The sequence below is a fragment of the Candidatus Latescibacter sp. IFSED24 genome (assembly GCF_058273205.1).
On record NZ_CM177850.1, the window covers coordinates 1005746 to 1024270 of the forward strand.

Genomic DNA, 18525 nt, shown 5'->3' on the forward strand with positions numbered 1-18525 from the left:
TGGCTCCACCTGAGGTCGGCATGTACTTCTGCTACTTCTATCCCACCGGTCTGGATATCAGGCGACGGCGTCAGCCATGGTTGTCAGCGGCGCTGATCGGGTTGCTGGTGGTGGTCTTCTGCTGGCAACGCTGGCTGCCGGATCTGCTGCCCGTGCATCCCTGGGATCTGATCTTCTACGTGGGCGGCGGGCGGCCCTGGACCGCCATCACCGCGCTCTTCCTGCACGGGAGCTGGCTGCACCTGCTGGGCAACCTCGTTTACCTGGGGGCCTTCTTGCCCGCCCTGGAGGACCGCCTGGGCCGGGTCGGGCTCTTCATGCTGGTCCTGGTCGCCGGAGTCGGGGGCAACCTGGCCCATGGCCTGGTGTCCTGGCAGGGGTGGTTCGGACAGGGGGGAATGGGCATCCTGGGCATCTCGGGCGCCATCTCGGGTCTGATGGGCTTCGCGCTGGTGCGCCTGCCCTTCGCCCGGGTGGCGGTGGCCTACTGGGTCTTCGCGCCCTTCATGGGGCAGAACCGCGCCGGCCGGAGCCATGTACCGTTGCCGGCGGCGGTCCTGCTCTGGCTGCTCCTGCAGGTGGTCAATGCGCTGGTCAGCACCGAGAGCGGGAGCATGGTCTCCTACGGCGCGCACCTCGGCGGCTTCACCATGGGCCTGCTTCTTGCGGTCGCTCTGGGCGGGATCGGCGAAGGACGTGCCGAATCGCGGCTGGCCATGGCGCGTCGCTATCTGGAACGCGGCGAGGGCTGGGCGGCGGTGGGTGCCTTCACCGAATACTTCGAGCTGATCGACCACGACGACGAGGCGCGGGTGGAACTGGCCAGAGCTTTGCTCCTGGTGGAGCCTGCCGGCGAAGCTGCGGTTCATTACCGCGCCGTATACCGGCGGCAGGTGCGCGCTGGCCGCTGGGATCTGGCCCTGGCGACCCTGGCCGAGGGGCGTCGTGGCCAGCCCGGACTCGGCCTGGAGCCGGGAGAGCTGGCCACGGCCGCCCATCATGCCGACAAGGTGGGACAGCGTGACCTGGCCACGCATATCTACAGCGACCTCGTGTCCCAGCGTTCCGACCATCCGGCCTGCCAGCGGGCCTGGGTGCGCCTTGTGCTGCTGCTGCACGCCGATCCGAACCGGCAGCAGGAGGCCGCTGGCTGGCTCGAGCAAGCCCGGCGCGAACTGCCGCCTGGCGCCTGGCGCGAGTATCTGGAACGCGAATTCAGCCCCCGAGAAAAGCCGTGTGGAGAGCCTGCGGCAGCTGGGGCAGGGCCGATTGCGGCACCAGGATCCTGACGGCCTCGCCATCGGTGCGCAGCGGCGCCTCCGCACAGTCGTGCTCGCGGAGGACGTCGCCGATGGCCATGAGCGCGCCGCACCAGTTCTCGGGGCGGCGGCCGGCCAGTGTCACCACTGCCAGCTCGTCCTCCCAGTGGTACAGCACCTCGTCGGGCTCGGCCTCGGCCAGCTCTCCGGCGGACATGGCCACCGGGGCCAGATTGGCCACGGCGCCCCAGCCTTCCCAGAACCAGCGGTCGCCGGCGGCCAGCCACTCGCCCGTCAGGGGGCCGGCCGCCGTGGCGCGGCGGGCCAGCGTGGGCAGGTCGGGGTGTGGCAGCGGCCCCGGCGAGCCGAGCATCAGGCGGGCCTGTTGTTCGGCCACGATCAGCACTCTGGGCTGGTAGGCGCCCAGGGTGGGGGGTGCGGGCGCGGCGGTCGCGCCGATCACGGTGCCGATCCGTCCCGTGAAGCTCGACCCCACCACCAGCTTGACGGCGTGACGGCGCGCGTAATCCACGGCGCGCGGGTGCACCACGCCGCAGCCGGCATCGGCGATCCGCTGCATGTCCTCGTAGGAGAGCTCCTGCAAGCACACGGCGTCGGGCACCTGTCCGGGATCGGCGGTCATGACACCGGGCACGTCCTTGAGGATCTCGCAGCGCTCGGCGCCCAGGGCGTGCGCCAGGGCCACGGCCGAGGTGTCGCTGCCGCCACGGCCGAGGGTGGTGATCTCCTTGGTCTCTTCGCTCACGCCCTGGAACCCCGCCACCACCACCACCTGACCGGCAGCCAGGGCTTCGGGGACCCGGATGGGGCGCACGGCCCGGATGCGCGCATCGGTGTGGCTAGTGTCGGTGATGATGCCGGCCTGGCTGCCGGTCAACGACATGGCCGGAACACCCTCGGCGGCCAGGGCCATGCAGAGCAGCGCCATGCTCATGCGCTCGCCGACCGAGAGCAGCATGTCCAGTTCGCGGCGTGGCGGCTCGGGGTTGACCTGACGTGCCAGGGACGCCAGCTGGTCGGTCTGGTCGCCCATGGCGCTGACCACGATCACGAGTCTGAGGCCCTCCTCGCGGGCGCGGCGCAGGTCGCGGGCCACCGCGCGTAGGCGGGGGATGTCGGCGAGGCTGCTGCCTCCGTACTTGCGGACCACGATGGGACCGTCGGATTTCCTGACGGCGTCGCTCAAGCTCCATCCTCCGACGCTGGGGGTTTCGCGCAGGATAGGCCAAAACCCTTCTCCGGACAAGAACGACCGTGGTGCCAACCGACCCACCCGTGGCGCTGCAAATCGTGGTGTGAAAAAGAGTTGCCGGTCCCCGACCGGTCTGTTACCTTCAGATTGCCGTTGTTGAGGTTATATCATTGAAAAATAATAGCTTACGAGGAAAGGCGACGGCAATCGGCCGCCTCGCGCCCGCTCGGCGTGGCGTCCTGGATCGGGAAGAACACCGTCGCCTGCATCGACACGGACCCCGGCTGCTGGGGACCGTGGAGTTGCTGGCGCTGGTGCTGGGACCCGGTGGCAAGCTGCCGGCAACGCTGGTGGCCCGCGGGTTGCTAGAACGGTATCCGGAACCGACGTTGCTGGCCCGTGAACCGGTGGAGCGCCTCCAGGGACTGCCGGGCATGGGTCCGGTACGCACCGCGCGGTTGCAGGCGGCCTGCGAACTGGGCCGTCGCCTGACCGCGGGGACGACGGCTCCCGGCCTGCGGATCCGGGGACCCGAGGATCTTGCCGACCTGCTCGGCAGGGAACTCGGCGGCCTGGACCGTGAGCATTTCCTGGGGATCTATCTCGACGCCCGCCACCGGCTGCGTGCGGTGCGGACCGTCTCGGTGGGGACGCTCGACGCATCGCTGGTCCATCCGCGGGAAGTCTACCGGCCCGCGGTGGGGTTGCAGGCAGCGGCGGTGATCGTGGCCCACAACCACCCTTCCGGGTCGGCCCGGCCCAGTGGGGATGATCTGGAACTGACGCGGCGTCTGGCACGCGGCGGACGGCTCCTGGGCATCGAATTGCTCGACCATCTCGTCGTCGGCGACGGCGAACTGGTCAGCATCAGGGAATACGGCTGGCCCGATCCGCCCTGACGGTCGGCCACACGTCGAAGGAACGAGGGATCATGCTGAAACGCCTGCAGGGCATGTTCGTCAACGACATCGCCATCGATCTCGGCACCGCCAACACCCTGGTCTACATCAAGGGCAAGGGGATCGTGCTGAACGAGCCCTCGGTGGTGGCGGTGGAGAAGGCCACCGACAAGGTCTACGCCGTGGGCGCCCAGGCCAAGGCCATGCTCGGCAAGACCCCCGACACCATCGCGGCGATCCGACCGCTCAAGGACGGAGTGATCGCGGACTTCGAGGTCTGCGAGTACATGCTGCGCGAGTTCATCAAGCAGGCGCAGAAGAAGCGTCACTTCGTGGCCCCGCGGATCATCATCTGCGTGCCGTCGGGCATCACCGAGGTGGAGAAGCGCGCCGTGCGCGACAGCGCCAAGCACGCCGGCGCGCGCGAGGTATATCTGGTGGCCGAGCCCGTGGCCGCGGCCATCGGCGTGGGCCTGCCCGTGGACCAGCCGTCGGGCAACATGATCATCGACATCGGCGGCGGGACCACCGAGATCGCGGTGATCGCGCTCAACGGCATCGTCTGCGACACCTCGATCCGCGTGGGCGGCGACGAGATGGACGAGGCCATCGTCAGCTACATCAAGAAGAACCACAACCTGCTGATCGGCGACCAGACCGCCGAGATGATCAAGAAGACCATCGGCTCGGCGCACAAGGCCGGCGACGACGAGGACATGGAGGTCAAGGGCCTCTACCAGGTGTCGGGCGTGCCCAAGACCATGAAGATCTCCTCGTCCGAGATCCGCGAGGCATTGATCGAGCCGGTGCAGCAGATCGTGGACGCGCTGAAGCAGGCCCTCGAGCAGACCCCTCCCGAGCTGGCGGCCGACATCAAGGACCGTGGCATCGTGCTCACCGGCGGCGGCGCGCTCCTCAAGGGGCTGCCCGAACTGCTCCGCGAGCAGACCGATCTGCCCATCAATCTCATGGACGACCCACTCTTCTGCGTCGTGCTCGGCACGGGCAAGATCCTCGACGACTTCGAGAAGTACCGCCCCGTGATCATGCGCTGACGCAGCCTGCGTGGAAGGAGCCCGGTAACAGGCATGGCGCGCACGTCCCAACCCGGCGTCCGGACCGACGGGGTCGTCGGCGGCATCTGTGTCGCCCTCGCGCTGGTCCTGTTGCTGCTGCCCGATGCGGCGCAGATCCAGGTGGCGCACGCGCTGTCCACGGTGATCGTCAACCCCTGGCTCGAGGTGCGCAACTTCGGCGAGGATGTGCTGCGAGTGCGCGCCGACAACGCCCGGCTCACCGCCCAGGTCCAGACGCTGCAGCTGCGGCTGCAGGCGGAGGAGCGGGCGGTCAACGATACGTTGCGCGGCGCGGGGCCCAGCCTGCCGGCTGGGTGCGATGATCCGCTGCTGCCGTGCCAGGTCACGGCCCGCAAGCGCGCCCGACTGGCCACCATGATCCAGGTCCATAGCCTCGAGCCGGCGATCTGGCGGCCCGGGCTGGCGGTGATCTCCAGCGCCGGCTTCCTCGGTCGTCTGCACACCATCATCGATCCCCAGGCGGCGTGGGTTGAGCTGCTCACGGCGCCGGACCTGGCGCTGGGCGTGGAACTCGAGCGCACCGGCCTGCTCGGGGTGCTGCGTCCGCGGGCCGGCGTGTTCGTCATCGAACTGGTCGGACGCGACGAGGATGTTCGCCAGGGCGACCTGGTGATCACCTCGGGCATCGCCGAGATCCGCGACGAGCAGGGTGGGCCGGTGCACGATCCGGTGCCGCGCGGCCTCATCGTCGGCGAGGTCGCCCAGGTCACCGCGCCCAACGACCAGATCTTCAAGGAGATCCTGGTGCACCCGCTGGCCGACTTCCGCTACAACGAGACGGTGTACGTGGTGGGGGCGGAGCCCGCCGCGGCGCCGACGGCGGAGGACGGCTCATGAGGGTCTTCCTGCGCACGACCCTGGCCTGGATCGCCCTGGCGTTCCTGGGCGAGAACTTCCTGGCACCCATGATCGCCATCAAGGGCGTGGCTCCCGACTTCGCGGTGATCGCCGTGGTGATCCTGGCCATGAGCGAGGGTTCGCGGGCCGGCACAGTCGGCGGGTTCTGCCTGGGCCTGGTCCAGGATCTCTCGGTGCCCACCATGCTGGGGCTGCACGCGTTCTGCAAGTCGATCCTCGGCTACGTGGTCGGCCGCACCCGGGGGCGCCTGCTGTATGGCCTGCCGCTGGTGGAGGGGGCGCTGGTGCTGGTGTCCAGCCTCGGCCATGATACGATCTTCCTCCTGGTGCAGAGCCGTCAGCAGAGCGAGGCCTTCCTGGGGCCCTGGTTCATGCTCGCCCTGCCGACGGCGATCTACACCGCGCTGGTGGGGGTGCCGCTGATCAGGCTGGCGGACCTGCTGGGTATCCTGCGCCGGGAGGACTGAGATGGACTTCAAGTCCGCCCAGCCCTTCCGCGGTCGCATCTTCCGGATGCTATCCATGCTCCTCTTCGGCATCCTGCTGCTGAACCTGTTCGGGTTGATGGTCATCCAGCACGACTATTACCGACAGCGCTCGTTGAAGAACAGCCAGGTGCAGTTCCGGGTGCCCGCACCCCGGGGGCGGATCACCGATCGCGACGGCGAGCCTCTCGCCGACAACATGTTCCTCTCGGACATCACCATCGCCACGAGCTGCTTCACCGGGGGCGCAGCGGACACCACCCTGCAGCAGCTCATGACCTGGTTCGACCTGCCGCCCACCGAGACCCTGGCCAGCCTCGAGGCGGAACGCCGGCGCCGTGGTCGCGGTCGGGTCACGCTGATCCGCGGGGCGAGCATGCCGCAACTGGTCGCGGTGGAGGAGCGGCGGCCGCGCCTGCCCGGGGTCCGCATCGAGTCGCGGCTGCGGCGGCGGTACCTGCACGGAGAGCTCTTCGCCCACGTCATCGGCTACACCGGCGAGGTCGACCAGGAGGATCTTGACGGGGCCGATCCCGTCCTGGACTATCGCATCGGCGACTTCATCGGCAAGCAGGGGGTCGAGTCGGCCTTCGAGACGGGTCTGCGTGGCCGCACCGGGCTGAAGCTCGAGGAGGTCAACGCCTCGGGGCGCATCGTGGGGCGCGAATCGCTGTGGCTGCGACCCGTGCAACCGGGGCGCGACGTGGCGCTGACGCTGGCACTGCCGTTGCAGCAGGCCATGGCGTCGCTCCTGGCCGGACGGCGCGGCTGTGGCGTGGCTGTGGCGGTGCCCTCGGGGGAGGTGCTCGCCGCGGTGAGCCTGCCCTCGTTCGACGCCAACCTCATGACCACCTCCATCAGTCCGGATCAGTGGCATGCGCTCATCGAGGATCCGGCCAAGCCCTTCTTCAACCGCATCGTCCAGGCCACCTATCCGCCGGGATCGCTCTACAAGGCGGTGACCTCGCTGGCGGGTCTGGCCAAGGGCGTGGTGGACACCTTCAGCGTCCTCGAGCCTTGCCCCGGCGGCTACCAGTTCGGCAACCGCTGGTTCCGCTGCTGGAAGACCAACGGTCACGGGTCGCTCGATCATGCCGGCGCTCTGGCCCACTCCTGCGACGTGTTCTATTACCAGCTCGGCCTGCGCCTGGAGATCGATGAACTGGCGACGGCGGCCCGCTCGTTCGGACTGGGTAGCCCCGTGTCCGGGATCTATCCCGCCGAGGCGGCGGGCAATATCCCCACGGCGGCCTGGTACGACCGCCGCTTCGGCCGCGGCGGCTGGACCCGCGGCGTCCTGCTCAACAACGCCATCGGCCAGGGCGAGATCCTGGTCACACCGTTGCAGATGGCGCTGCTCTCGGCGCGCATCGCCGCCAGCGGTGCGGTGCCCGGTCCCACCTTCGTGCGCGGTCAGACACCGGTGAGTCCCGAGGTGGCGCTGCCCTTCTCCGCCGCACACCTGTCCTGGATCCGCCGGGCCCTGCGCCAGGTTGTGGACGCGGGGACCGGGGGAGCGGCCAGACGCGCGGGCGTGCCCGTGGCCGGCAAGACCGGCACGGCGCAGAACCCTCATGGCGAGGATCACGCCTGGTTCATGTGCTACGCTCCGGCCACGGCGCCCGAGGTGGCAGTGGCCGTGATCCTGGAGAACGCGGGTCACGGCGGCGCCGAGGCCGCCCCCGTGGCCGGCGAATGGCTGCATGTCTATTTCGACTGGCGGTACGGAAGCCCGGCCACCGCGAACGAGGAGGCTGGACCATGATCCACCTGGGTGCGCTCTGGCCTCGCGGCGACCGCCGTCTGCTGATCACCTACGCCGCGCTCATCGTCTTCAGCCTGGCACTCCTGTGGTCGGTGACCGAACCGCTGCACGGTCCCTACTCGCAGAACCGAGTCGACGTGCCCAAGGGCATCTTCTGGCGACAGGTCATGTGGGTGGTGGTCTCGTGGCTGGCCATCTGCGTCGTCAGCCGGATCCCCATGCGACACCTGGAGAACCTGGCCTGGCCCTCTTACCTGGGGGTTGTGGCGCTCCTGCTGCTGGTGTTGCTGGCGGCTCCGGAGGTGGCTGGATCGCGGCGCTGGCTGGCGATGGGCTCGCTGCGCCTGCAACCCTCGGAATTCAGCAAGGTAGCCGTGGTGCTGCTTTTAGCCGCCTGGCTCGGACGGCGGGTGGAGAGCGGGTCGCGGATCATGGCCACCCTGAGCTCGTTCGTGCTGGCCCTGGTCCCGACGGTGCTGATCCTGCGGGAGCCCGATCTCGGGACCAGCCTCGTCTTCATCGCGATCTGGCTGGGCATGATCTTCTGGTACGGCATCTCGGGCTTGCTGCTCATGACCGCGCTCTCGGCGGCGGCCAGCGCGGTCATCATGTTCTATTCCGAACGGGTGCTGCAGCAGCCCTGGCCCTGGGGCGTCTACATGGTCGTCCTGATGGCGATCCTCTATCTGGTGCGCCTGAGCATGAGCACCAGCGTCCTGATCCTGCTCTCGAACATCGCGGCCGGGCTGGGCATCCCGCTGGTCTGGGCGCGTCTGAAGCCCTACCAGCAGGAACGCATCCTCACCTTCTTCGACCCGACGCGCGACGAGATGGGCACCGGCTACCAGGCGATCCAGTCCAAGGTGGCCATCGGCTCGGGCGGACTCTTCGGCACGCACTACCTGCAAGGAACGCAGAAGGGTTTGGCCTTCTTGCCCGAACGGCATACCGACTTCATCTTTTCGGTGGCGGGAGAGGAGCTGGGACTGCTGGGCGCGGGAACCTTGCTCGTGCTCTTCATGTTGCTGGTGCTGCGGACCGTGGACGTGGCCACCTCCGTGCGCCGGCCCTTCGCGAGCCTGCTGGCCATCGGCGTGGCGTCCTACTTCACGTTCCATGTGGTGGTCAACGTGGCCATCACCACGGGGCTGCTTCCGGTCACCGGGTTGCCGCTGCCCCTGATCAGCTACGGCGGTTCGAGCCTGCTGGTGTCCTCGCTCATGGTGGGGTTGATCCTCAACCTGAGCGTGCACCGCTACGACGACTGAGGAGTCAACCATGCACCCGGTGCTGCTGGGTCCGATCAAGAGCTACGGCTTCATGCTGGCGCTCAGCTTCCTGGTGGGCATCTGGGTGGCGACCCGGCGGGGGCGCCGGGTCGGGGTCGCCACCGAGACCATCTATGATCTCAGCTTCGTGATCCTGGTCTCCAGCCTGGTGGGCGTCCGGCTGTCCTACGTGCTCACGCATCTCGACCAGTTCGCCGGCCAGTGGCTGCAGATCTTCGCCATCACCGAGGGCGGCTTGACGCTTTACGGTGGCATCATCCTGGCCCTGGCGGCCGGTTGGTTCTTCTGCCGCCGCCGCGGCCTGCCCTTCCTGCTGGCCGCCGATCTGATGATCCCCTCGGTGGCCTTGGGGATCGGCATCACGCGCATCGGCTGCTTCCTCGCGGGTTGCTGCTACGGGGAGCCCTGCGATCTGCCCTGGGCGGTGCAGTTCCCCGCGGGCTCGCCGCCCGTGAATCATTTCGGCCACGTCCCGGTGCATCCGGCGCAGCTCTACAGCTCGCTGGGGGGCTTCCTCGTCTTCGGCCTCCTCCTGCTCTGGGAGCGCCATGGCTGGCGTCGTGGCGAGACCATGGGCCGCTTCCTCCTGCTCTACGGGATCCACCGGTTCCTCGTCGATTTCACCCGCTACTACGAACCCTCGCAGACCATGCTCTTCGGCTGGAGCAACAACCAGTGGCTGAGCGTGTGTCTGGTCGGCGTGGGGCTGGTCGTCATGCTCCAGCTCGCCCGGCGTCAGCCGACGGTCCTGCCTCCCCGGTGACCGCCCGTGGCGGTCGGCAGACATGCTCTTCCTGCAACGATTGGGCGACGCCCTGCTCGAGGTGTTGGCGCCGGAGCATTGTGTCGTCTGTGGACGCTCCCGGGCGCAGGGGGCCTGGACCGGGCGAGGGCCTGACGCGAGGGCGGTCGGCCTGACTCGCTGGCACCAGCCACACCTCTGCGCCGAGTGCTTCGCATCGTGGTGCAGCCCGCCGCGCCAGGGAAAGGTGGCCGGCCGTGCGCTGTGGTCGGCGCTGCCCGAACATGGCAGGCTGGTCCGGGCGGTGGGAGCCTGGAAGTATCAGGGCCTGCGGGGGCTGAGCCATCCCTTCGCCGCCCTGCTGGCGCCGGTGTTGATCCGGGCGCAGGCGGTCGACGGCCCGGCCCTGCTCGTACCCATCCCTCTGCATCGGCGCCGGCTGCGCGAGCGCGGATTCGACCAGACCAGGGTGCTGGCCACGCTGGCGAGCCGGCCGGGCGGCCTCCCTCTGACGCAGGATGTGCTGACACGACCGCGCTACACGCCGCAGCAGGCCAGCCAGCCGGTGACCGGAGACAGCCGCCTGATCAATGTCTCCCGGGTCTTCGCGGCCCGGGCGCCGGCGTCCGGAGAAGAGCGCACCGTGGCGGTGGTCGATGATCTGGCCACCACCGGGGCGACCCTGTGCGCGGCGGCGGACGCGCTCGAAACGGCCGGCTGGCGCGTGGCCTGGTTCGCGGCGCTCGGCCAGGCGCCACGCCTCGGCGTGCGGCAGGCTCTTGACACTACTGGCCCACCGTCGCTAGCTTCCGCAGGCCAGGACGATACCAGCCTCGAGTCGGACGCCGGCGCCCGTGCGCGCGGCGAGCCTCAGGAGTGACCATGAAGAAGGCCAGCCTCTCTCAACTCGACCCTGCCGGGCACAAGGTGCTGATGCGGGTCGATTTCAACGTCCCCCTCGATCAGAATCGCGCCATCACCGACGACACGCGGATCCGCGCGGCACTGCCGTCGATCCGCCACATCACCGCTGGCGGCGGCAGCCTCATCCTCATGAGCCACCTGGGACGGCCCAAGGGCGAGATCAAGCCCGAGTTCTCCTTGCGGCCGGTGGCCGATCGGCTGGCCGAACTGCTCGAGGTCCCCGTGAAGTTCGCCGTGGACACCGTGGGGCCCGACGCGCAGCGGCGCGCCGCCGGACTGGCGGCGGGCGAGGTCCTGCTCCTGGAGAATCTGCGGTTCAATCCCGGCGAGACCAAGAACGAGCCCGCGTTCGCCGTGGCGCTGGCGGCACTCGGCGACGTCTACGTCAACGATGCTTTCGGGACCGCGCACCGGGCGCATGCCTCCACCGTCGGCGCGGCCGAGCAGTTCGCACGACGCTTCGCCGGCCTGCTCATGGAGAAGGAGCTCGACTACCTGTACGGCATGCTCGAGAAACCGGCACGCCCCTTCACGGCGATCCTCGGCGGCGCCAAGGTCGACGGCAAGGTCGACGTGATCCGGAACCTGCTCGACCGCGTGGACCACCTGCTCCTCGGCGGCGGTATGATCTTCACCTTCTTCAAGGTGATGGACCTGAACATCGGCGACAGCCTGCTCGACGAGAATAGCCTGGCCGTGGCCGGCGAGATCCTCGAGCAAGCCAAGTCGAGCCGGGCCAAACTGCTCCTGCCCACCGACGTGGTGGTCTCCACCGACTTCTCCGACACCGGCGAGCACAAGGACGTCCTGGTCACCGACATCCCCGACCACTGGCAGGGACTCGACATCGGTCCCCGGTCGATCAGCGCGTTCCGCGAGGTGGTGGCCGGTTCGCGGTCGGTCTTCTGGAACGGACCCATGGGCGTGTTCGAGATCCCCATCTTCGCCAAGGGGACCCGGGCCATGGGCGAGGCGGTGGCGGCGGTCACCGGCGAGGGCGCCGTCAGCGTGGTGGGTGGTGGCGATAGCGTGGCCGCCATCAATCAGCTGGGCCTGGCCGAGGGTATCAGCCACATCTCAACCGGCGGCGGCGCCTCGCTCGAGCTGATGGGTGGCCGCGAACTGCCCGGCGTCACCGTGTTGAGCGACGCCTGAAGCAGACGGCGCGGAGGTTGACAGAAGGGGGAGGGGCGTATTAACTTACCCTCCCCTCGGCACCACGGGTGGGCGAGGGTTTTGTCTGTATTGACGGTAAGACCGTGGGAGACTCCGGCATGTACATGCTCTTCGTGATCGTTCACGTCCTGGTCAGCATCGTTCTCTGCGTCGCCGTGCTGCTGCAGTCGAGCAAGGGTGGCGGTCTGGCCGGCGCCTTCGGCGGCTCTGGTGGCGCGCCGCAGCAGATCCTCGGCTCGCGTGGCATGACCACCCTGCTGCACAAGGTGACCATCTGGTGCGGCATCGGTTTCATGGTGACCTCGCTGGCGCTGTTCATGATGTCCGGTTCCGGTTCGACCAGTTCCGGCAGCCTGCTCGAGAACGCCCAGCAGAGCGGAAACTTCGACGCCGATTCGCCCGCGCCGCCCATCGAGGATGGCACCCTTCCTCCCGCCGCACCCGCCGAGCAACCGGCCGGTGGCGGACAGCAGGACGAGCCCCAGGGTGGAGACCAGTAGAACGTGATGATGTTCGGTTGCCCGGGTGGTGGAATTGGTAGACACGCTATCTTGAGGGGGTAGTGGCCACAAGCCGTGCGGGTTCGAATCCCGCCCCGGGCACCACGATGAATGAAGGGCTCCTTCACGGGAGCCCTTCTTCTTTTGGTGTCACGCTTCGTCGAAAACATGCTGATGAACTCACGTCGATCGGCGACGTGATTGCACGCTGCGCTGAGCGTCGACCGTCTCGCTCCGCGTCACGGATGGTGTGCGGAGTTCACGATCGGGTGTGCAAGACGCGATTGTTTTTTCGAAGTTAATCCAGAAAAATGCTTGACCGATTTTTCATCACGTCTGGATAATGCATCTGCTTCCAGTAGTCATCGCTGCTGCAAGCAAAGAAGTGCCGCCGGTTCCAAGGGTGCTGGACCGTTGCGGAAAGAGGATCATCCAACAAGCGAGGTCCAAGGATGGAGGAGAGAACCCTGCTCGCAGCGGCTACCGGAACGAAGGTCGCTAAGAAGGCCAAGAAGAAGGTCGCCAAGAAGACGACCAAGAAGGCTGTCAAGAAGGCCGCGAAGAAGACGGTCAAGAAGGCTGCCAAGAAGGCCGCGAAGAAGACCGTGAAGAAGGCCGCCAAGAAGGCTGCCAAGAAGACGGTCAAGAAGGCTGCCAAGAAGGTCGTCAAGAAGGCTGCCAAGAAGAAGGTCGCCAAGAAGAAGGTGGCCAAGAAGAAGGTGGCCAAGAAGAAGGTCGCCAAGAAGAAGGTGGCCAAGAAGGTGGCCAAGAAGGTGGCCAAGAAGGTCGCCAAGAAGAAGGTGGCCAAGAAGGTCGCCAAAAAGAAGGTGGCCAAGAAGGCCTAGTGGCTTTGGGGGTGGGGCCCTCTTAGGGGCTCATCCCTGGCCGTGAAAGGAAGCCGCCCGGGTCATTCGGACCCGGGCGGCTTCTTCTTTCCGTGGCCACGCTCAGCACCCGGGAGTGCTGAGCGGCAAGGTCGAGGGCTCAGCGGTGACGGCGGGACTCGGCGACCTCCGCATCGTGCAGGGCGCGGATGTCCTGGGGGACGACATCGATGAAGAACGAGATGCCGAAGGTGATGTCGGTGTAGCTGACGCTCTTCGTGTAGTTCAGTTCGTGACGGTCCATGGAGAAGTTGGTGAAGTCGAACTGCACGAAGGCCGAGGCGTTGCCCGCGATCTCGCGACGTAGGCCGCCGGTCCCCACGAGGAACAGACCGCTCACGTCCTCGAGCGCGCTGAAGCGGTTGATCACACCGCCGAAGCCGAAGCCGAGGTAGGGATAGATCCCCAGCAGTCGGTAGTTGTCGAAGTCGTACATCATCTCGAGGGCGCCGCGGAAGATCTGGACGCTGTTGTCCCGGTCCCACTCGACCTGGGTGGGCGCGCCGCCGCCGTCGGGTGTCTTGTCGGTGAGCATGAGCACGGCTTCGCTGGCGCTGTAGGAGAACACGAGGTCGAGGTGGAAGTGGTCGGAGAGGTAGCTGCCGACCTTCACGCCGAGGGTGTAGCCATCTTCCATGGTCTTGACCGGACCGTCGTAACGTTCGCGGTCGAGCTCGGCGTCCTGGAACCACTCGCCGGAAAACGACATGATCCTGTCGCTCTCGGGCTCGACGTAGGTGCGGTCACCCTTGACCGGCAACTCGAGGTACGTGTCCCCCCCGAACATGCCACCGAAGATCTCGATGGTGTAGGCCTTGATGCTGTAGTCGCGCCAGGTCTGTTCCGGTTCGGCCGCGGTGTCGCTCTCGAGCGGGTCGCTGGAGGCAGCGTCCTGGCCGAGAGCCAGGGCGGACCAGAGGGCCATTACCAGCGTGCAGATCACAGCCAGGAAGAGCCTCGAATTCATGCAGGGCACCTCGCCAGGGATGTGGGGACCGGATCGACCAGGCGGCGACAGAATGCCGGCGAACCGGGGCGGTGACAGGCTCACCACCGGATGGTCAGGCGACAACTAACGGTAATGTCTGCCCGGCGGGGTGTCCAGCCGGAATTGCCGCGCTAATTCCTTGCCATCAATGTAGGAAACGGCCGGTACCGGGACAAGCGCCACGGTGCAGGAAGGGTCTGGGGCCATATTGACAGGCACCCTGGCGGCGACTACTATTGCTCTTCGCCTAAAACAGGCCAAATCGCCAGCCAAGCGGGCGATCCGGACCCGCCACGCGGCGATCACGTGCTCCGATCCGGACAGAGACGACCGACCCGGGAGGACGATCCTTGAAGACCTATCCCATGGACAAGATCCGTAACATCGCCCTCATCGCGCCGCACGGAGTGGGCAAGACCGCGCTGGCCGATGCCATGCTCCACGCCACCGGGAAGGTCGGGCGTCGCGGAAACGTCGACGACGGCAGCTCCGTCTTCGATTTCCTCGATGAAGAGATCGAGAAGAAGCAGACCATCTCCGCCTCGCTGGCCTGGGCCGACGTCCAGGGCACCAAGGTCAACATCATCGACACCCCCGGGGTGGACGATTACCGCGGCGATGTCTACGCCAGTCTCGCCGTCATCGAGGGCGCGCTGTTCGTGATCAAGGCCGACGGCGGCTATGAGGTGGCTTCGGACAGCCTCTGGCGGCTGCTGCGCGCCCACGAGGTGCCGAGCCTGATCGTGATCAACCGCATGAACAAGGAACACGCCGACTGGGAGGACGCCCTCGCCGGCATCCGCGAGCGCGTGGGCGTCAACGCCGTGCCCATCCAGCTGCCCATCGGCAGCAAGGAGGGTTTCCGGGGCGTGGTCGACCTCATCAAGATGAAGGCCTATGTCATGGACGGGGACAAGGCGACCATCCAGGACATTCCTGCCGAGTTGCAGGACGCCGCCCAGGCAGCCCGGGAAGCGCTGATGGATCCGGCTGCCGAGGCGGTCGACGAGCTGATGGAGAAGTACCTCGAGGAGATGACCCTCAGCGACGAGGAGCTCATGCGCGGCCTGGAGGCGGGGATCGCGGCCGGGAACATCTATCCGGTGCTGGCCACCGCGGCCGACACCGAGGTCGGCGTGGCCGCCCTGCTGGATACGGTGGTCGGGCTGCTGCCCAGCCCCGCGATCCGCACCGAGGTCCAGGGCGTCGATAGCGACGGCGAGGATGCCGTCTGGCCTTGCAGTCCCGGCGGCGAGCCGCTGGTCTACGCGTTCAAGAAGCAGTACGAGGCGCAGGGTGGCGACGTGGTCTGGCTGCGTGTCTTCAGCGGCCAGGTCAAGAGCGGCGACAACCTCATCGGCAGCGGCGGCGCCGGCGGCGAGCGCCTGGGCCAGATGTCCGCCGCGGTGGGCAAGCAGAAGGACAAGGTGGAGGCGGTCGCAACCGGCGACATCGTGCAGGCCGCCAAGCTCAAGGTGACCGGCACGGGGACCACCCTGATCAGCAAGGGGGACTTCGGCCTCAAGCCCATTCCCTACCCCGTCCCCACCAACGCCGAGGCCATCCGGCCGATCACGGCGGGCGACGAGGACAAGATGTCCGCTGGCCTCAACAAGATCCACGAGGAGGATCCGACCTTCGAGCTCCGCCACCAGGGCGAGCTCTCCCAGACGCTCCTCGTCACGCAGGGCGACATCCATACCGCCTACATCCTCGACAAGCTCAAGAAGACCACGGGCGTCGAGGTCGAGCGTTCGCGGCCGAAGGTGGCTTTCAAGGAGACGGTCAAGGGCAAGACCGAGAAGCAGGGGCGGCACAAGAAGCAGTCCGGCGGCCGCGGCCAGTTCGGCGACGTGCACCTGCGGATCGAGGCGAACGAGCGCGGGGCGGGCTTCGAGTTCCTCGACGAGATCGTCGGCGGTGTGGTGCCCGGAAAGTTCATCCCCGCCGTGGAGAAGGGTTGCCGCGAGACGCTGGCCGACGGCCTGCTCGCCGGCTACGAGATGGTCGACATCAAGGTGGCGCTGTACTTCGGTAGCTACCACAACGTGGACTCGAGCGAGGCGGCGTTCAAGACCGCGGCGCGCATCGGCCTGCAGAAGGCCGTGGAGGAGGACGCGGCTCAGCTGCGTCCGGTGATCCTCGAGCCGATCATGAACGTGCGCATCGTCGTGCCCAAGGACTACATGGGCGACGTGATGGGCGACATCAGCACGCGCCGGGGGTCGATCCAGGGGGCGGAAGCCGACGGACCGTTCCAGATCGTCAACGCCCAGGTGCCCGAGGATGAACTCTATCATTACGCCATCTCGCTGCGCGCCATGACCCAGGGGACCGGCACCTTCACCATGGAGTTCTCGCACTACGCCGAGGTGCCGGGTGACGTCCAGAAGCGCCTGGTGGACGAGTACCAGGCCAGCCGGAACAAGAGCGAGTAGGGAGGACGTCCATGGCCGGTCATTCGAAATGGGCCAACATCAAGCATCGCAAGGCGGCGCAGGACTCCAAGCGCGCCAAGGTGTGGACCCGGTTGATTCGCGAGGTCACCATCGCCGCCCGCGAGGGCGGCGGCGACATCGAGGCCAATCCCCGGCTGCGCGCCGCCGTGACCACGGCCCGCGCCGCGAATATGCCCAACGACACGGTCGAGAAGGCGATCAAGCGCGGCACGGGCGACCTCGATGGCGTCACCTACGAGGAGATCAACTACGAGGGCTACGGCCCCGCCGGGGTGGCGATCCTCGTGGAGACGCAGACCGACAACAAGAACCGGACCGCCGCCGAGGTGCGGCACGTGTTCACCAAGTACGCGGGCAAGCTGGGCTCCACCGGCTGCGTCTCGTACCTCTTCACGCGCAAGGGCCTGATCGTCGTCGGTGACGACGAGCAGGACATCGACGTGGAGAAGGCCATGGAGGTGGCCATCGAGCACGGGGCCGAGGACGTGGAGGAGGCCGAGGGCAACGCGGTGGTGACCACGGCCATGGAGGACATGCACACCGTGGTCACGGCGCTGACCGAGGCCGGGCTGCCGGTGCGCAGCGCCGAACTGATCATGGAACCGAGCACCGAGGTCAAGATCGAGGACGAGAAGGAAGCGGCGGGCGTGCTGCGCCTGGTCGGTTTCCTCGACGATCTCGACGACGTCTCCAAGGTCTCGGCCAACTTCGACATCGACGACGACCTGATGGCCAAGCTAGACTCCTGACCGGATCGCTTGCGACCGGGGGGCGAGCGGACGCCCCCCGGTATTTTTTTGGACCGCTGCGCCGGCGGTCCGCTCCCGAGGAGAGACCTTGTCCACGGCCACGCGCATCCTCGGCGTCGACCCCGGGTCCCATGCCACCGGCTGGGGCGTGGTGCAGGTCGTCCCCACCGTGCGCCGCATCGCCTCGGGGGTGATCCGGCCCGGACGCGAGGCGTCGCTGCCGGTGCGGCTGCTCGCCATCCACGACGAGCTGACCCAGGTGATCGCCGGGCATGCGCCCGAGGTCATGGCCATCGAGGATCTGTTCAACGCCAAGAACGCGCGCAGCAGCCTGGTCCTGGGCCACGCGCGCGGGGCGGCCATGCTTGCGGGCGCTCGGGCCGGGCTGATAGTGCACGAATACACGCCGGGCGAGGTCAAGAAGGCGGTCACCGGCAACGGACAGGCCGGCAAGGAGCAGGTGCGGTTCATGGTGATGCGTCTGCTGGGGCTGGTGGACGAGCCGCCCCTCGACGAGAGTGACGCGCTGGCGGTGGCCCTGGCCCATCAGGGGCGGGGGCGCTTCGCCGCGCTGGGTGCGGGAGGTCGCCGTTGATCGCCTTTGTCGATGGCGTGCTGGTGCACGCGGGGCGCGAGGCTGTGGTGGCCGTGGCCGACGGCGCCGTGGGCCTGGACCTGCTGCTGTCCGAGCGCGGGGCCGGCCGCCTGCCCGCGGTGGGCGAGCGTGTGCGGCTCCATACCCACCTGTCGGTCCGCGAGGATGGCTGGACGCTCTACGGATTCCCCGAGCAGGAGGAGCGGGCCATGTTCCGCCTGCTGATCACGGTCTCGGGGATCGGGCCCAAGGTGGCGCTGGGCATGCTCTCGGGGGCGGAACCGGCGGAGATCGCGCGCTGCCTCCGCACGGGCGACGAGAAGACCCTGGCCCGCCTGCCGGGAATCGGCAAGAAGAGCGCCGCCCGCCTGGTGGTCGAGCTGGGCCAGCGTGTCCCGGCGACCCTGATCGGCGGCGACGGTCCGGTGGCGGCCGCCGCCCCGGCGGGCAGCCTGGGCGAGGCGCTCGAGGTGCTCCAGGCCATGGGGTTGCCGCCGGCCCAGGCCGAGGCGCTCCTGCATCAGGCACGTCAGGCGAATCCCGCCGTGGCGGACGATGTCCAGATATGGATCCGGTCGGCCCTCGGCAGCATGGGTGCCCCCGGGCGCTAGGCGGCGAGACGCACGACGAGCGAGTGGAGGAG

The 18525-nt window shown here is 67.8% G+C and carries 18 protein-coding genes and 1 tRNA gene; 17 read left to right on the plus strand and 2 right to left on the minus strand.

Annotated elements, in window-relative coordinates:
- Positions 1-20: 20 nt before the first annotated feature.
- Complete coding sequence (locus IFSED24_RS03985; RefSeq protein WP_491333933.1) at positions 21-1289, plus strand: rhomboid family intramembrane serine protease; 1269 nt, start codon at positions 21-23, stop codon at positions 1287-1289.
- Here IFSED24_RS03985 and IFSED24_RS03990 read toward each other — a convergent pair.
- Entirely contained in the window at positions 1216-2466 is a 1251-nt protein-coding gene (locus IFSED24_RS03990) for an aspartate kinase (RefSeq protein WP_491333934.1), read from the minus strand. The genes IFSED24_RS03985 and IFSED24_RS03990 overlap by 74 nt on opposite strands.
- 176 nt (positions 2467-2642) lie before the next feature.
- Here IFSED24_RS03990 and radC point away from each other — a divergent pair, with 176 nt between their 5' ends.
- The 12 genes from radC to IFSED24_RS04050 all read left to right on the plus strand — a co-directional run bounded on the left by radC (position 2643) and on the right by IFSED24_RS04050 (position 13052).
- Entirely contained in the window at positions 2643-3371 is a 729-nt protein-coding gene (gene radC, locus IFSED24_RS03995) for a RadC family protein (RefSeq protein WP_491333935.1), read from the plus strand.
- Positions 3372-3403: 32 nt separating this feature from the next.
- A complete protein-coding gene (locus IFSED24_RS04000; protein WP_491333936.1) occupies positions 3404-4426 on the plus strand; it encodes a rod shape-determining protein in 1023 nt (340 codons plus the stop codon).
- A 33-nt stretch (positions 4427-4459) separates the two neighbouring features.
- The gene (gene mreC, locus IFSED24_RS04005; RefSeq protein ID WP_491333937.1) at positions 4460-5305 is read left to right on the plus strand and encodes a rod shape-determining protein MreC; all 846 of its coding nucleotides are present in this window, start codon (positions 4460-4462) and stop codon (positions 5303-5305) included.
- Complete coding sequence (mreD, locus tag IFSED24_RS04010; protein WP_491333938.1) at positions 5302-5793, plus strand: rod shape-determining protein MreD; 492 nt, start codon at positions 5302-5304, stop codon at positions 5791-5793. The genes mreC and mreD overlap by 4 nt, the downstream gene beginning before the upstream one ends.
- 1 nt (position 5794) lies before the next feature.
- The gene (gene mrdA / locus IFSED24_RS04015; protein WP_491333939.1) at positions 5795-7576 is read left to right on the plus strand and encodes a penicillin-binding protein 2; all 1782 of its coding nucleotides are present in this window, start codon (positions 5795-5797) and stop codon (positions 7574-7576) included.
- Positions 7573-8844, plus strand: coding sequence for a rod shape-determining protein RodA (gene rodA / locus IFSED24_RS04020; RefSeq protein WP_491333940.1), 1272 nt, complete (start codon positions 7573-7575; stop codon positions 8842-8844). Before mrdA ends, rodA begins: the two co-directional genes overlap by 4 nt.
- 10 nt (positions 8845-8854) lie before the next feature.
- Entirely contained in the window at positions 8855-9628 is a 774-nt protein-coding gene (lgt, locus tag IFSED24_RS04025) for a prolipoprotein diacylglyceryl transferase (RefSeq protein ID WP_491333941.1), read from the plus strand.
- A 226-nt stretch (positions 9629-9854) separates the two neighbouring features.
- Positions 9855-10487, plus strand: a complete 633-nt coding sequence (locus IFSED24_RS04030) for a ComF family protein (RefSeq protein WP_491333942.1) — start codon at positions 9855-9857, stop codon at positions 10485-10487.
- 2 nt (positions 10488-10489) lie between these two features.
- Positions 10490-11686, plus strand: a complete 1197-nt coding sequence (locus tag IFSED24_RS04035; protein WP_491333943.1) for a phosphoglycerate kinase — start codon at positions 10490-10492, stop codon at positions 11684-11686.
- A gap of 119 nt (positions 11687-11805) precedes the next feature.
- Positions 11806-12207 carry a preprotein translocase subunit SecG gene (gene secG / locus IFSED24_RS04040; protein ID WP_491333944.1) on the plus strand — a complete coding sequence of 134 codons (402 nt, stop codon included), beginning with the start codon at positions 11806-11808 and terminating at the stop codon, positions 12205-12207.
- A 19-nt stretch (positions 12208-12226) separates the two neighbouring features.
- A tRNA-Leu gene (locus IFSED24_RS04045) sits at positions 12227-12312 on the plus strand.
- A 347-nt stretch (positions 12313-12659) separates the two neighbouring features.
- On the plus strand, positions 12660-13052 hold the full coding sequence (locus IFSED24_RS04050; protein ID WP_491335088.1) for a hypothetical protein: 393 nt from the start codon (positions 12660-12662) through the stop codon (positions 13050-13052).
- 139 nt (positions 13053-13191) lie between these two features.
- Here the strand turns inward: IFSED24_RS04050 and IFSED24_RS04055 are convergent, their stop codons facing one another.
- The gene (locus IFSED24_RS04055) at positions 13192-14058 is read right to left on the minus strand and encodes a hypothetical protein (protein ID WP_491333945.1); all 867 of its coding nucleotides are present in this window, start codon (positions 14056-14058) and stop codon (positions 13192-13194) included.
- A gap of 371 nt (positions 14059-14429) precedes the next feature.
- Here IFSED24_RS04055 and fusA point away from each other — a divergent pair, with 371 nt between their 5' ends.
- The 4 genes from fusA to ruvA all read left to right on the plus strand — a co-directional run bounded on the left by fusA (position 14430) and on the right by ruvA (position 18493).
- On the plus strand, positions 14430-16517 hold the full coding sequence (fusA, locus tag IFSED24_RS04060) for an elongation factor G (RefSeq protein WP_491333946.1): 2088 nt from the start codon (positions 14430-14432) through the stop codon (positions 16515-16517).
- A gap of 11 nt (positions 16518-16528) precedes the next feature.
- Positions 16529-17287, plus strand: a complete 759-nt coding sequence (locus tag IFSED24_RS04065) for a YebC/PmpR family DNA-binding transcriptional regulator (protein ID WP_491333947.1) — start codon at positions 16529-16531, stop codon at positions 17285-17287.
- An 88-nt stretch (positions 17288-17375) separates the two neighbouring features.
- Positions 17376-17882 (plus strand): crossover junction endodeoxyribonuclease RuvC, encoded by a 507-nt coding sequence (ruvC, locus tag IFSED24_RS04070; RefSeq protein ID WP_491333948.1) that lies wholly within the window; start codon positions 17376-17378, stop codon positions 17880-17882.
- The gene (gene ruvA / locus IFSED24_RS04075) at positions 17879-18493 is read left to right on the plus strand and encodes a Holliday junction branch migration protein RuvA (RefSeq protein WP_491333949.1); all 615 of its coding nucleotides are present in this window, start codon (positions 17879-17881) and stop codon (positions 18491-18493) included. Before ruvC ends, ruvA begins: the two co-directional genes overlap by 4 nt.
- The last annotated feature ends 32 nt before the right edge of the window (positions 18494-18525 follow it).